Annotated in this window: 13 protein-coding genes, 4 pseudogenes and 1 riboswitch; of the genes and pseudogenes, 11 read left to right on the forward strand and 6 right to left on the reverse strand. The window is 38.4% G+C overall.

Going from position 1 to position 13,418, the window contains the following annotated elements:
• The first annotated feature begins 27 nt into the window (after nucleotides 1–27).
• Nucleotides 28–1,275, forward strand: a complete 1,248-nt coding sequence (locus PUN35_RS02860) for an IS256-like element ISBsu2 family transposase (RefSeq protein ID WP_031600262.1) — start codon at nucleotides 28–30, stop codon at nucleotides 1,273–1,275.
• A gap of 221 nt (nucleotides 1,276–1,496) precedes the next feature.
• Here the strand turns inward: PUN35_RS02860 and PUN35_RS02865 are convergent, their stop codons facing one another.
• A complete protein-coding gene (locus PUN35_RS02865; RefSeq protein ID WP_031600650.1) occupies nucleotides 1,497–2,219 on the reverse strand; it encodes a hypothetical protein in 723 nt (240 codons plus the stop codon).
• A gap of 283 nt (nucleotides 2,220–2,502) precedes the next feature.
• On the opposite strand from PUN35_RS02865, the gene PUN35_RS02870 reads away from it, so the two are divergent.
• The 3 genes from PUN35_RS02870 to PUN35_RS02880 all read left to right on the forward strand — a co-directional run bounded on the left by PUN35_RS02870 (nucleotide 2,503) and on the right by PUN35_RS02880 (nucleotide 4,740).
• Nucleotides 2,503–3,357 (forward strand): C1 family peptidase, encoded by an 855-nt coding sequence (locus PUN35_RS02870; protein WP_031600649.1) that lies wholly within the window; start codon nucleotides 2,503–2,505, stop codon nucleotides 3,355–3,357.
• A gap of 23 nt (nucleotides 3,358–3,380) precedes the next feature.
• On the forward strand, nucleotides 3,381–3,701 hold the full coding sequence (locus tag PUN35_RS02875) for a protease inhibitor I42 family protein (protein ID WP_033881339.1): 321 nt from the start codon (nucleotides 3,381–3,383) through the stop codon (nucleotides 3,699–3,701).
• 106 nt (nucleotides 3,702–3,807) lie between these two features.
• Entirely contained in the window at nucleotides 3,808–4,740 is a 933-nt protein-coding gene (locus PUN35_RS02880) for a DNA/RNA non-specific endonuclease (protein WP_033881337.1), read from the forward strand.
• 384 nt (nucleotides 4,741–5,124) lie between these two features.
• Here PUN35_RS02880 and PUN35_RS02885 read toward each other — a convergent pair whose 3' ends face one another.
• The 3 genes and pseudogenes from PUN35_RS02885 to PUN35_RS22460 form a co-directional block, all read right to left on the reverse strand.
• On the reverse strand, nucleotides 5,125–5,844 hold the full coding sequence (locus PUN35_RS02885; RefSeq protein ID WP_031600647.1) for a hypothetical protein: 720 nt from the start codon (nucleotides 5,842–5,844) through the stop codon (nucleotides 5,125–5,127).
• 115 nt (nucleotides 5,845–5,959) lie between these two features.
• Nucleotides 5,960–6,708 (reverse strand): annotated as a pseudogene (locus PUN35_RS02890) (hypothetical protein); the annotation flags it as partial.
• Nucleotides 6,709–6,722: 14 nt separating this feature from the next.
• Nucleotides 6,723–6,851, reverse strand: a pseudogene (locus PUN35_RS22460) (M23 family metallopeptidase); the annotation flags it as partial.
• 647 nt (nucleotides 6,852–7,498) lie between these two features.
• Between PUN35_RS22460 and PUN35_RS02895 the strand changes: the two are divergent.
• Nucleotides 7,499–7,759 (forward strand): annotated as a pseudogene (locus PUN35_RS02895) (peptidylprolyl isomerase); the annotation flags it as partial.
• A gap of 143 nt (nucleotides 7,760–7,902) precedes the next feature.
• On the opposite strand, the gene PUN35_RS02900 reads toward PUN35_RS02895, so the two are convergent.
• Nucleotides 7,903–8,115 carry a spore germination protein gene (locus PUN35_RS02900; RefSeq protein ID WP_003230479.1) on the reverse strand — a complete coding sequence of 71 codons (213 nt, stop codon included), beginning with the start codon at nucleotides 8,113–8,115 and terminating at the stop codon, nucleotides 7,903–7,905.
• Between the two features lie 163 nt (nucleotides 8,116–8,278).
• Between PUN35_RS02900 and PUN35_RS02905 the strand changes: the two genes are divergently transcribed.
• A complete protein-coding gene (locus PUN35_RS02905; RefSeq protein ID WP_014480165.1) occupies nucleotides 8,279–8,485 on the forward strand; it encodes a zinc ribbon domain-containing protein in 207 nt (68 codons plus the stop codon).
• On the opposite strand, the pseudogene PUN35_RS02910 reads toward PUN35_RS02905, so the two are convergent.
• Nucleotides 8,428–8,662, reverse strand: a pseudogene (locus PUN35_RS02910) (hypothetical protein). The gene PUN35_RS02905 and the pseudogene PUN35_RS02910 sit on opposite strands and share 58 nt — an antisense overlap.
• Nucleotides 8,663–8,927: 265 nt before the next feature.
• Here PUN35_RS02910 and sipS point away from each other — a divergent pair.
• From sipS to PUN35_RS02935, 5 genes are all read left to right on the forward strand, one after another.
• A complete protein-coding gene (sipS, locus tag PUN35_RS02915; protein ID WP_014480163.1) occupies nucleotides 8,928–9,479 on the forward strand; it encodes a signal peptidase I sipS in 552 nt (183 codons plus the stop codon).
• A 234-nt stretch (nucleotides 9,480–9,713) separates the two neighbouring features.
• Nucleotides 9,714–10,058, forward strand: coding sequence for a hypothetical protein (locus PUN35_RS02920; protein WP_003230488.1), 345 nt, complete (start codon nucleotides 9,714–9,716; stop codon nucleotides 10,056–10,058).
• A gap of 120 nt (nucleotides 10,059–10,178) precedes the next feature.
• A riboswitch (FMN riboswitch) is annotated at nucleotides 10,179–10,323 on the forward strand.
• A 128-nt stretch (nucleotides 10,324–10,451) separates the two neighbouring features.
• Nucleotides 10,452–11,537 (forward strand): bifunctional diaminohydroxyphosphoribosylaminopyrimidine deaminase/5-amino-6-(5-phosphoribosylamino)uracil reductase RibD, encoded by a 1,086-nt coding sequence (gene ribD, locus PUN35_RS02925; protein WP_014480162.1) that lies wholly within the window; start codon nucleotides 10,452–10,454, stop codon nucleotides 11,535–11,537.
• 10 nt (nucleotides 11,538–11,547) lie between these two features.
• Complete coding sequence (ribE, locus tag PUN35_RS02930) at nucleotides 11,548–12,195, forward strand: riboflavin synthase subunit alpha (protein WP_014480161.1); 648 nt, start codon at nucleotides 11,548–11,550, stop codon at nucleotides 12,193–12,195.
• A gap of 14 nt (nucleotides 12,196–12,209) precedes the next feature.
• Complete coding sequence (locus PUN35_RS02935; protein ID WP_014480160.1) at nucleotides 12,210–13,406, forward strand: bifunctional 3,4-dihydroxy-2-butanone-4-phosphate synthase/GTP cyclohydrolase II; 1,197 nt, start codon at nucleotides 12,210–12,212, stop codon at nucleotides 13,404–13,406.
• Nucleotides 13,407–13,418 lie beyond the last annotated feature (12 nt).

Raw genomic sequence — 13,418 nt, forward strand, 5'->3', positions numbered from 1 at the left:
TAGAATAATAAGTATAAAGCTAAAGGAGTGGTTTCAGTGGGGAAATTGAAAAGAGATCCGAACTCCGTAGAATTAGCTAACAAGATTATCGAACAGTATCAGCCTAAATCAGTAGAAGATATGCAAGAAGCATTAAAAGACATATTTGGTCCCATGTTTGAGTCAATGCTAAAAGGTGAAATGAATCACCATTTGGGCTATGAATCCAATGACAAGGGAGAAAAAGAAACAAGAAATAGAAGAAATGGATATGGCAAAAAGATCGTGAAAACAACGGCAGGAGAAGTTGAAATTGCAGTCCCCCGTGATCGTGATGGTTCATTTGAACCGCAGTTGATTCCAAAGCGTAAAAGAGATGTATCCTCTATAGAGGATAAGGTCATTTCGATGTATGCCAGAGGAATGTCACAACGAGACATTTCTTCCACGATAGAAGACATCTATGGCTTTTCTGTATCTCATGAAATGGTATCCGACATTACGGATACTGTACTTCCTAATTTAGAAGAGTGGCAAAATCGTCCCTTAAGTAACTGTTACCCTTTTGTGTTTGTCGATTGTCTTTACACAACCATTCGTAATGACTATGAAACGAAGAAGTATGCCGTTTACACAATACTAGGATATACCATAGAAGGTAAAAAGGACATTCTAGGTTTGTGGTTGAATGAAACGGAAAGTAAACATAAATGGATGCAAATTTTTGATGAAATCAAATCTCGTGGTGTAGAAGATATCTTCTTTCTCTCAATGGATGGCGTTAGTGGTCTGGAAGAAGGAGCACGTGCGATTTTTCCTGATGTGACCGTACAGAGATGTATTGTTCATTTAATTCGAAATTCGATTAAGTATATACCAAGTAAAGACTACAAGCCTTTTACTGCTGCCTTAAAGAAAGTGTATGGAGCTCCAAGCCTTAAGGCTTGTCACAGTGCATTTGAATCTTTTGAAAAGCAGTGGTCTACGTACCCTGGAGCTGTAGACGTATGGAAACGAAACTTTTCTCATGTGGAACAACTTTTCGATTATGGTGGTAATATTCGTAAAATCATGTACACTACAAATGCCGTTGAAAGTATCCACTCTAGCTTTCGAAAAGTCACGAAAAAAGGAGCATTCCCCCATGAGAATGCCCTATTAAAAATATTGTTTTTACGAACAAAAGAATTAGAAAAGAAATGGGATGGTGGACGCATCCAGCAATGGGCTATGGTCATGAATCAACTATTAGTTCATGACCACCTAAAGGAACGTGTGAAGAAATATCTAGAATAACTTACACACTTTTCTTGACAAGCCCGATGTTATTAAACTTAGTGACTCTATTTGTTCTAATCAAACTAGAGAGAAAATATTTGAAGCAATCAAACCCTTAGAGAACTAATTTTAAAACGAATCTAGAATCGTTAAAGGATATGTTCTTTATTCTCAGACTTTCGACTACACCAATAAAAAAATATTTGAAAAGCTCTATCCAGTTAAGGATAGAGCTTTATTTATTCCTGAATTGCTGTTAACTCACCATTTTCGAAATACAAATATCTGCTTGTACTGTAAACCCATTGTTCAGTAGTTCCATAAGAAGTCGTTGTTTTATTGACATCCTTCGGTTTTCCCCATTTATTAAGGTTAAGAACGTCTTGTTTAGACATACCAATTGCAATAGGTGTTTCAGAACTATTCTCCTCGTTGAACGAAGCATCGGCACTTTCATTGTATGTTACTTCTCTTGATTCAAATGTATTTGTTTTGGGATCATCATTTTTATATGTGTACACCATTAGCGTATTTTCCTCTGGATTGTTCAATGGGTCATATTGAATTGAATAGCTGGCAACCTTATCATTTTTGTTTGGGAGGATTAAAATCTGTTTTATTGAGCAAATCTTATCTTTCCCACAGTTAATCTTATTTAGGTTTGAGTTTCTTTGAGCAATCTCCATTGCTTTACCTATGGTAAGCAATTTTTCTTCATCAGATAATGACGTGAAAGATGGTTTAGCTGATAAGTTTAAATCAAATTGTTGGTCATTTGATTTATCAGTTTGTTTCATCCATACATTATCAAAATTTTTTCTGACTTCCTTATCATTGCTTACAATTTCAGCAATCTTATCTAACTTACTTGTGTCTAACCTGTTTATGTACATAGGGATTACTATAACTAAACCAATAACAATAAGTAGAGACACAAGCCCAATAATTCTCTCTTTAGTCATATAGATGTCCTCTTCTCATAAGTTTATCTTACATACCAACAAAGGGTCATTCTGGTATTTCTTCAATTTTTACTCTCCATATTTATTATATAACAGAATTGAAATTAATAAGTGCCTTCACTAATTATTATCGTATGACATGGGCAAATGTTTAAAAGAGGGGAGAGCATGGAATAAGTGTTATTCTTAAATTCTTGTAATGAGAAGTAATGAAAAGAATTGAATAAATTCCTTTCCATGAGAGCAGATTAACAATCGAAAACTTAGGAAAGGAGTTTGTGTTATGTCAGAAATAAAAGGATTAGGCTTTATTCCATCTCCTGAAGATAGACGTGATATCCTTATGTCAACGATTTTGCCGGTGTTTTCTGCTCCTCGTAAAGTTGATTATACGGAACAAATGACTGCTGTTAGGGATCAAGGAGAGGAAGGAACTTGTGTTGGATTTGCTTGTGCAGTTGGATTAAAGGAGTACCAAGAAAAAAAAGAACGCACAATTAACGTTGGCCTTTCACCAAGATTTTTATATCAAAAGTGTAAAGAGAGGGATGGAATTCCTGATCAAGAAGGTACTTATATTAAGACTGCATTAGAAGTTTTAATAGAACTTGGAGTTTGTGAAGAAACTTATTGGCCTTATGTAGCACATAATACAGGTTCGCCGAAACCTGGGGCAGAAGAAAATGCAAGTCGCTATAAAATTAAAGCGTACGCACGATTGGATTCTTTAGAGACAATGAAAAGAAGTCTAGTAGTCAACGGTCCATGTGTTGCTGGTGTTGCCGTATATAATAATTGGAGTACACAAGAAGTCTGGTCTTCCGGAAAAATACCAATGCCGGGAAATTCTCCTTTGAGGGGAGGACATGCGATCTGCATCGTCGGTTATGATGATGAAACGGAAATGTTCAAATTCAAAAATTCTTGGAACACAGGATGGGGAGACAAAGGATACGGCTATTTACCTTACGAATACATGGAATTAGCTGACTCAGAAGCTTGGAGTGCAACTGATCTTATTGGAGATCCTGCTTCTTTAGTCAGAGCAAAAGAAAAAGCACTCGAGATCTTAGAAATGGACTATAAAGGTGAAACAAGGGACTTTAAGGGCAGCGATCAAACTGTAGAATATCATTAAAAACTAAGTGAGCTGACTCAATTATGCAGGTTGTTAATGAAAATGAAAATGGGAAAGTGGTCATTCTTAAGGTTGAAGAAACTTTAGAAATTAATTTGACCGAAAATGCATCAACTGGATATACCTGGGTAGAAGAGTTTATACATAATAATCAAATCTTATCTTTAGATAAGGAAGAATTTGTTCAAAATTCTAATACGCATGGGGGAAACACAATACACCGATGGCGTTTTAAAGGGGAAAAAACTGGTCAAAAAAAAATAAGATTTATATATCAGCGCCCCTGGGTGAAAGATCAGCACGGAGATAAAGAGTTTGAAATAACTGTTCATGTTTCAGATTAGTGTTTAGTTAACCATCTGTTCTTGCGAAAAATTAAATCATTTTAGGGCAGATGGTTTAATTTGTTTAACCTAAATGTCTTTCAGCAATCATGAGGGAGGGCTAACAGTGAGTTTAGATAAAGGTTTTGAGGTAACATTTCTGGGTCAAGACTACCCTATACCGTTCCCGGTTTTAGAAGAGGGAACTCAAAGAACTGCATTAAATGAAGGAGAGTTTTTTCCGTTTACACACTTCTCCATTGTTATGAATAAAGAGCGGAAATTTGCTATATATTGTGCTCATAATATTGACTTAAATAAGAGAAGGAAAATCGAGAGGCATGATCGTTGGCATTATGATTCTCGAATTGGAGAAGAAAACCAAGTGGGGAATTGGCTGTATAAAGGTGGTAATCAGGATATGTGGGATAGAGGCCATATGGTTACTAGAGATGATGTGGGCTGGGGTGAAGAGGAAGATCAAGAAAATAAAGAGGCTGTAGATGCAGACTTTGACTCATTTTGCTGGGCCAATATTGTACCACAGCATAAAATATTTCATGCGAGTGACTGGGGTAAATTGGAAAGGTGGATTGTTGAGCGAACCGGTAGTAGAAATAAAAAGCTATCTGTTTTTACTGGTCCCATCTACACGAAAGATGACAGAGAGTATTGTGGTTATAGGAAGCCGTTAGGTTGTGGGGTCAAAATACCTGCAGGTTTTTGGAAAGTAGTATTTTACATTGGCGATGATAATAAATTACATTCAGCAGCTTTTATAATGATGCAAGATGACTATTGGAAGCATGAAATTAGAGAAGAACTCCGTACACTGGATAAGTATAGAATTTTAGAGAACTTTAATGTTTTAGAGAAATTTCAAGTCCCTTTAAAAACAATCAGTGAAGTTACTGGAATCATATTTAAAGAACAACTTTACAATACGAATCCTTTATATTTTTGGGCAAATACTGTTACGGAGAGAAAAAATATTATGACCCCTGAAGTTTACACCATCCACCAGGCCTCAGACTTATTATTAGAAAGAGATCTAATTTAGTGAAGCTATGCTAAATTGATTTTTAAAAGTCCGCTCAAGTGCTAAGCCGGTACCATTTTTGGATATGATTATAAATGGCGATACAATGGGGGCAGGGTATAACCTGCCTTTTTTGTTACAGTGTAATTTAAATAAAAGAAGAATTTTATTTAAAAGTTATCTATCTAGTGGTTAAAAAGTCCATGAAATAATAAAATTATATGTTTTTTAGAAGGGAATATCTGTCTTGTGTCGAATAGGAAGATTAGTCCTGTTAGTTAAATTAAAAAGAGGTGTTCGATATGACAACCAAGCTATCTATTCCCTTAAATGAATCTGGTAAAAGAACAATTGTACAAGCCCCAAAAGTTCAAAAGGGTAGTGAGACCAGATCGGGAGAAAGATCTACTGTTTCTGCACCACGGCCTCAAAAGTAATATTTAATTCATTCACTACTAGTCCTGATTTGGAATCGACATATGTTTTTTTAACAGGATAATTGTAAGTTTGATATGCTTGTTTCCATTCATCAGGCTCTTGTAGGATTAAAGCACGTTCCGCCTCAAAAGGGCGGGACATATTCGATACAGCGCCGTACATTTTGTTGTCTGGGTTATTCAAATAATAAATTTCGACAACGAGAGGAGGCGTTTCTTCTTTTTTCTTTTTTTCATCTTTTCTTTTAATTTTTTTGTCTACATCAAAAGCAAGGAAAAAGGTATCCCAAATAGATGTAGTTTCATTTAGAGGAACAATATTTCTAAACAATCTAATTTTGTTAATTAGTGATAAAAAAACACCGTATAAAAAAACAGCCCAAATTGCCGAAACAAGTAAACTTGAGAATAATGTTATAATTGTGAAAAAAGTTAAAAAGTGTATATCCTCAGCATTACTTTTAATATCTCCTACTGTCTTCATATAAGACCACCAATGAAAATGACTAGAAATAATATTCATGATCAACACGTTTATCAACGAAACAGGTATCCATAATAAAGCAGATAGTCCAACAAGCTCACCAGCGTTATGTTTAACTGCTGGGTTTATACCCAAAATTTGAATCCAAAAATATGCTAGTAAACCAGGTAAAGAAAATACAAGTACTGAGATTAATTGCTCCATTTATTTTACCCTCTCCTAATTGTTAATTTAGTTTATTATAACCCATATTAGGAGGGGCTTCTTTATATTTCCATTATAAAATCAAAAAAGGACGCACCCATAAAATACGTCCAGTTTATTCAATATATTTATAAGCCTCCCAGATATATTTGACGTTTAATTTATTTCCTCTGAAGTTATCATCTGAGCCTGTAACCATTCCTTCATCAGTTAAGCTGCCATATCTTAAATCACCGCCTACAAGAGAGACCCCTTTTTCATTAAGTTGATAAGTATAACCCCCTGTATCATCAATCAATAGCATTGAATCATCAGAAGCCACTGGCCATATCTTCACATGTGTTGGCATAAAAGGCAATACTATTTGTTTACTAATTGTTCCATCTCCTATATATGTTCCTTTTGCCATTTGAGGAATATCGGCTGATAGGGCATAGTCAGAAGCTACTCGTCCACCTAACATCTCTGCATTTCCATCTATTGAGCCACTAATGACTCCTGATTGATCGCGTACTGGTATAGAGTTTGGAGAAGTCGTTGTTGAAGCTGTAAAACCATTCAAAGAGTCTGCTGAACCAGCAGATGAAACAATCCATTCCTCTCCGTTAAACAGTTCCTGTTTATTAGTCTTTGGGTCAATCCAATTGTCCCTGTCTCTGGATCTTCTGGCTTGGACTCTGTTGATATTGTATAGAGACCATTAACTTTTCCGCTAAGGCTTCCTTTTACTTCAACAGAAGGAGAAGGGAGGTAGGGGTTTTCAGACTTAATGTTTGAAAAAATAATATCTGATTTAATGTATCAATCAGTAGCGATGTTGGGGTCAACACTTCTATACGCTTGTACACCAAATGTATAATATTTTTTAGGGGATAAGCAATACCTTGCATGTACTTTTCAGGATCGATTGTTTTTCCATTTTGCTCAATTTGTAGGTGAAGATGGTTCCCAGTTGAGTTCCCTGTGCTACCAACTTTACTAATAGTTTGACCGGCTTTAACTGATTGACAAATCTGATTGGTCTGAAAAAAAGTATGTTCGTAAAACAGACGGAAAAGTTACAAAGAGTAAGCAATACAGATACTCATGTCATAATGCGAAAAACACTCCTCATCCTAAAAGGCACTATGGAGCAAAGCTATATGAAAAGCAATTTGAGGAATGTGTTATAGATTTTATGTCTAACTTAGATTTTAACCAATTCAAGAAGGAAGCGGATAATTTTAAGCATAAGCACATTGACGAAAAGCAAGAAAAGATAAATCGAATTGAAAAGGAAATAGACAAAAAGCAAATACAGTTAGATAAACTAAATGATGAAGTGGCCAAATCCTTAATGGGAGAAAGTAAATTTACACCTGAACAATTAAGTGGAGCAATCAGCAAAACAGAGAATGACATTGAGGAACTAAAAGGAAGTATAAAATTAATCAAGAAGGATATGTCCGGCTCGCTTGCTAAGATGTCAGATATTGAAGAGTTTAAAAAAGATAATGAGAACTGGATTGATCGCTACAAGCAAGCTGACATTGATGCAAAGAAAATGATGATATCCAAACTGGTGAAAAATGTGATCTTTAAGGATGGAGAGCTACAAATTGATTTCCACTATACTGTAGAGAAATCAATGATAATTTCAAGGTGGTTAAATACCCCTTTTCCGACTGCTACAGGCGGTCCGGGATACACAATCAAATGTGAAACAGAAGGAAACCCGCATACACATGAGGCGGGCGCACTTTCTATGGCACATGCCGGAAAAGACACTGGCGGCAGCCAATTTTTCATCGTTCATGAGCCACAGCCTCATTTGAACGGTGTTCACACTGTATTCGGTAAAGTAACAAGCGGATTAGAATTCGCGAAAAACATGTCTAACGGCGATGTCATGAAAGAAGTTCGCGTAGAAGGCTAATTGGCAGGCAAAAGGCTTCCTCATATAGAGGGAGCTTTTTTATTGGGTAAAAATGTTCAATAAAAAACCGCCGAGTGCTGATGGCGGTTGGCAAAACCAGGTGTTTAGTTAGTGAGACATCGCAAGCCCCCGTAATGAATAGATTAAAAAGTTTTGGTGACGTTCTGATCAGTAAATTGATGATTAATCATTTTAGCCTTGCTTACAAAGTTATTTTCAAAGACAATTCCTGTGTTTAAACCTCCGGAGCCAAACACAGATTTGGACAAAGTTAAAGGCCTGATCATAAAAGCGCCGCCTACGTTAATTACACTGTTCCCGGAAACGTTGTTTATATTAATAGGATAATCAATCATACTATCAAGTCTCCTTTCATATCATTCTATTTTTTATATGTATTAGTGCTAGAGTTGATTAGCGTAAACTTATCGGCAAAAATATTTAGGAGATGCCTGTTCATTGGTATTTTGTGGTAAAATAAATCGAATAAACGTGATGTAATGAAAAGGAGATCGCGATATGGACAACAAAGGCTGTAGAAAATGCGGCAGTACTGAAGCCGGACAAAAAGAAATAGCCACAACCGGCACGGGATTATCAAAGCTGTTTGACGTGCAGCATAACCGATTTCTAGTGGTTTACTGTAAGAACTGCGGATATTCAGAGTTTTATAATAAAGAGTCTTCAACTGCCGGGAATATATTGGATTTATTTTTTGGAGGCTGATCCATGCTTTCGAGCTTGAATGATTTTAAACATATCATGAAAGCAAAAACGGGATGCGGTTACACCTGTGAAATAGGTTGCCGCAAACATTCCAGTAACCTTCATGACGTGAATTGTTTTGTCAAATGCCATGGGTATCATGGACTGGGACATCAATGGAATGCAGTAAATGAACAAACTGTTCCTAACCTCATGCCTTATATACGATCTAAAGATTTAGCATATGAGAACTCTCTTTCTTCTGAGTCCATCGCTTCTGAATTATGCGATCATTTCTTTCAATATTTGCAGGCTTAGTTATGATCGACAAGAAAAAATAGGCATGATGTGGGTAGAAGATGAAGATTAACAGTTTGTAAAATCACTTCAATGGTCCTAATGGGATTTTTTTTCGATTCGTGATAACATAAATTGAAGACCGTTGTTTATTGGAGGAAATCAGTTGAAATCAGAAAATGTTTCGAAGAAAAAATCAATATTAGAATGGGTTAAAGCAATTGTGATTGCTGTCGTTCTTGCTTTGCTCATCCGCAACTTTATTTTTGCGCCGTATGTCGTTGACGGTGAATCCATGGAACCTACACTTCACGATCGTGAAAGGGTCTTTGTCAATATGACAGTCAAATACATCGGCGAGTTTGATAGAGGAGACATTGTCGTGTTAAACGGAGATGATGTTCACTATGTCAAACGTATTATCGGCCTTCCCGGCGATACGGTTGAGATGAAAAATGACCAGCTCTATATCAACGGGAAAAAGGTGGACGAACCTTATTTGGCGGCTAATAAAAAGAGAGCGAAACAGGACGGTAAACCTTTGACCGATGATTTCGGCCCGGTTAAAGTGCCTGATAACAAGTATTTTGTGATGGGTGACAATCGTCGGAATTCCATGGACAGCCGTAACGGACTTGGCCTCTTCACGAAAAAACAAATTGCGGGTACGTCAAAGTTTGTTTTCTACCCGTTTAACGAAATGCGCAAAACAAATTAGGATCAAGCAGTTTCCCATTGGGGCTGCTTTTTTTATATCTTTTTTACGGTCATCCCCCAAAAACAGAACATAAATTCGTATATCTATAGAAAAGAAATTTTTGCAGAAATGTGAAACATATTCCCGTTATGCATCGTTATATTAATAATTTACGAGAATTTACTGTTTTTTATTCATGAAAAAAAGGAATAACTCATATGAATGAATAGATTCATATTGGCTGGAGGTTTAGAAATGGGAAGAATAAAAACCAAGATTACCATTCTGTTAGTGCTTTTGCTTTTACTTGCAGGCGGTTATATGTACATAAATGATGTTGAGCTGAAGGATGTTCCGACAGCAATTGGACAAACCTTGTCCTCGGAAGAAGAGGAATACACCATCCAGGAATATAAAGTGACGAAAATTGACGGCTCAGAGTATCATGGAGTAGCAGAAAACGGAACGAAAATCATCTTTAACGGAAAAAAATTAAATCAGGATTTATCTGATATAAAAGAAGGTGACAAGATTAAGGCATACTTCAGCAAATCAAAGCGGATCGACGGATTAATCAAGGTTGCAAAAGTGAATGATTAACAAAACATCACCTTTCGGATCGAAGGGTGATGTTTTGTTTTTCTCAAATTGTAAGTTTATTTCATTGCGTACTTTAAAAAGGATCGCTATAATAGCCAATAAGGACAAATGAATAAAGATTGTATCCTTCGGGGCAGGGTGGAAATCCCGACCGGCGGTAGTAAAGCACATTTGCTTTAGAGCCCGTGACCCGTGTGCATAAGCACGCGGTGGATTCAGTTTAAGCTGAAGCCGACAGTGAAAGTCTGGATGGGAGAAGGATGATGAACCACTATGCAAATGGTCAGAAATGCATAGTGTTATTTCCTATTGCGTAAAATACCTAAAGCCCCGAATTTTTTATAAATTCGGGGCTTTTTTGACGGTAAATAGCAAAAGAGGGGAGGGAAACAAATGGAAGAGTATTATATGAAGCTGGCCTTAGATCTTGCGAAGCAGGGCGAAGGACAGACCGAATCCAATCCGCTCGTCGGCGCTGTTGTCGTAAAGGACGGACAAATTGTCGGAATGGGCGCCCATTTAAAATATGGTGAAGCTCATGCAGAAGTTCATGCCATCCATATGGCTGGAGCACATGCAGAGGGTGCCGACATTTACGTTACACTCGAACCGTGCAGCCATTACGGAAAAACACCGCCATGTGCAGAATTGATTATCAACTCTGGCATCAAAAGAGTGTTCGTGGCGATGAGAGATCCTAATCCGCTTGTGGCTGGAAGAGGGATCAGCATGATCAAAGAAGCCGGCATTGAGGTAAGGGAAGGCATCCTGGCAGACCAGGCGGAGAGCCTGAATGAAAAATTTCTGCACTTTATGAGGACAGGCCTTCCGTACGTCACGCTAAAAGCGGCTGCCAGCCTTGACGGCAAGATAGCTACCAGCACGGGTGACAGCAAATGGATCACGTCAGAGGCTGCAAGACAGGATGCTCAGCAATACAGGAAAACACACCAAAGCATTTTAGTCGGAGTTGGCACAGTGAAAGCCGACAATCCGAGCTTAACCTGCAGACTGCCGAATGTAACAAAACAGCCGGTTCGGGTCATACTTGATACCGTACTCTCGATTCCTGAGGACGCTAAAGTGATTTGCGATCAAATAGCGCCGACATGGATTTTTACGACGGCACGCGCAGACGAGGAAAAGAAAAAACGGCTTTCAGCTTTCGGAGTGAACATATTTACACTTGAAACCGAGCGCATTCAAATTCCCGATGTTTTGAAGATCCTAGCGGAAGAAGGTATCATGTCGGTGTATGTGGAAGGCGGTTCAGCTGTTCACGGAAGCTTTGTCAAAGAAGGCTGTTTTCAAGAAATCATCTTCTATTTTGCCCCTAAACTAATCGGAGGAACGCATGCTCCCAGCTTAATCTCCGGTGAAGGTTTTCAATCAATGAAAGATGTCCCCTTATTACAATTCACTGATATAACCCAAATCGGCCGTGATATCAAACTGACGGCAAAACCGACAAAGGAATAGGATGGTGACCATGTTTACAGGAATTATCGAAGAAACAGGCACAATCGAATCCATGAAAAAAGCAGGGCATTCAATGGCCTTAACAATTAAATGCTCAAAGATTTTAGAGGATGTTCATCTTGGCGACAGCATTGCAGTGAACGGCATTTGTTTGACGGTCACTGATTTTACAAAAAATCAATTCACAGTGGATGTTATGCCTGAAACAGTCAAAGCTACGTCACTGAATGATTTAACAAAAGGAAGCAAAGTAAATCTGGAAAGAGCGATGGCGGCAAACGGCCGTTTCGGAGGCCATTTCGTCTCAGGCCATGTCGACGGAACTGCGGAAATCACACGAATTGAAGAGAAAAGCAACGCAGTTTACTATGATTTAAAAATGGACCCGTCATTAACAAAAACATTGGTTTTAAAGGGATCAATTACTGTGGATGGCGTGAGCTTAACCATATTCGGCCTGACAGAAGACACAGTGACGATCTCCTTAATACCGCATACGATCAGCGAAACGATCTTTTCAGAAAAAACGATCGGCTCTAAAGTGAATATCGAATGCGATATGATCGGAAAATATATGTATCGATTTTTGCATAAAGCCAATGAAAATAAGACCCAACAAACCATTACAAAAGCCTTCTTAAGCGAAAACGGCTTTTAGAGAGGAAGATTTGCGTGTTTCATCCGATAGAAGAAGCACTGGACGCTTTAAAAAAAGGCGAAGTCATCATCGTTGTAGATGATGAAGACAGAGAAAATGAAGGAGACTTTGTGGCTCTTGCCGAGCATGCAACGCCGGAAGTCATTAACTTTATGGCGACACATGGGAGAGGACTGATCTGCACGCCGCTCAGTGAGGAAATCGCAGACAGGCTTGATCTTCACCCTATGGTGGAGCATAATACAGATTCTCACCACACTGCATTTACCGTAAGCATAGACCATCGTGAAACGAAGACAGGTATCAGCGCTCAAGAAAGATCTTTTACCGTTCAAGCATTGCTGGACAGCACATCCGTGCCATCTGATTTTCAGCGTCCGGGGCACATTTTTCCACTGATTGCGAAAAAAGGAGGTGTCCTGAAAAGAGCGGGCCATACAGAAGCTGCTGTTGATCTTGCTGAAGCTTGCGGATCTCCAGGAGCCGGCGTCATTTGTGAAATTATGAATGAAGACGGAACGATGGCGAGAGTGCCTGAGCTCATTGAAATTGCGAAAAAGCATCAATTAAAAATGATCACCATTAAGGATTTGATTCAATACCGTTACAATCTGACAACACTTGTCGAGCGTGAAGTTGACATTACGCTGCCTACTGATTTTGGGACATTTAAGGTTTATGGATACACAAATGAGGTAGATGGAAAAGAGCATGTCGCATTTGTGATGGGAGAGGTGCCGTTCGGAGAAGAACCGGTATTGGTCCGGGTGCATTCAGAATGTCTCACAGGTGACGTGTTTGGGTCTCATCGCTGTGACTGCGGACCGCAGCTGCACGCCGCGCTGAACCAAATTGCCGCAGAAGGCCGTGGAGTGCTTCTGTACTTGCGCCAAGAAGGACGAGGCATCGGTTTAATCAATAAATTAAAAGCTTATAAGCTTCAGGAACAAGGTTATGACACCGTAGAAGCCAATGAGGCGCTTGGATTCTTGCCGGATCTTCGCAACTATGGCATCGGAGCACAAATTTTACGCGACCTCGGTGTCCGGAATATGAAGCTTTTGACGAATAATCCGCGAAAAATCGCAGGCCTTGAAGGCTACGGACTCAGTATTTCAGAAAGAGTGCCGCTTCAAATGGAGGCGAAAGAACACAATAAAAAATATTTGCAAACCAAAATGAACAAGCTAGGTCATTTACTTCATTTCTAATCACAAATATCA

Origin of the sequence: Bacillus sp. N3378-2at (genome assembly GCF_033412715.1) — a bacterium.
GTDB lineage: Bacteria > Bacillota > Bacilli > Bacillales > Bacillaceae > Bacillus > Bacillus subtilis.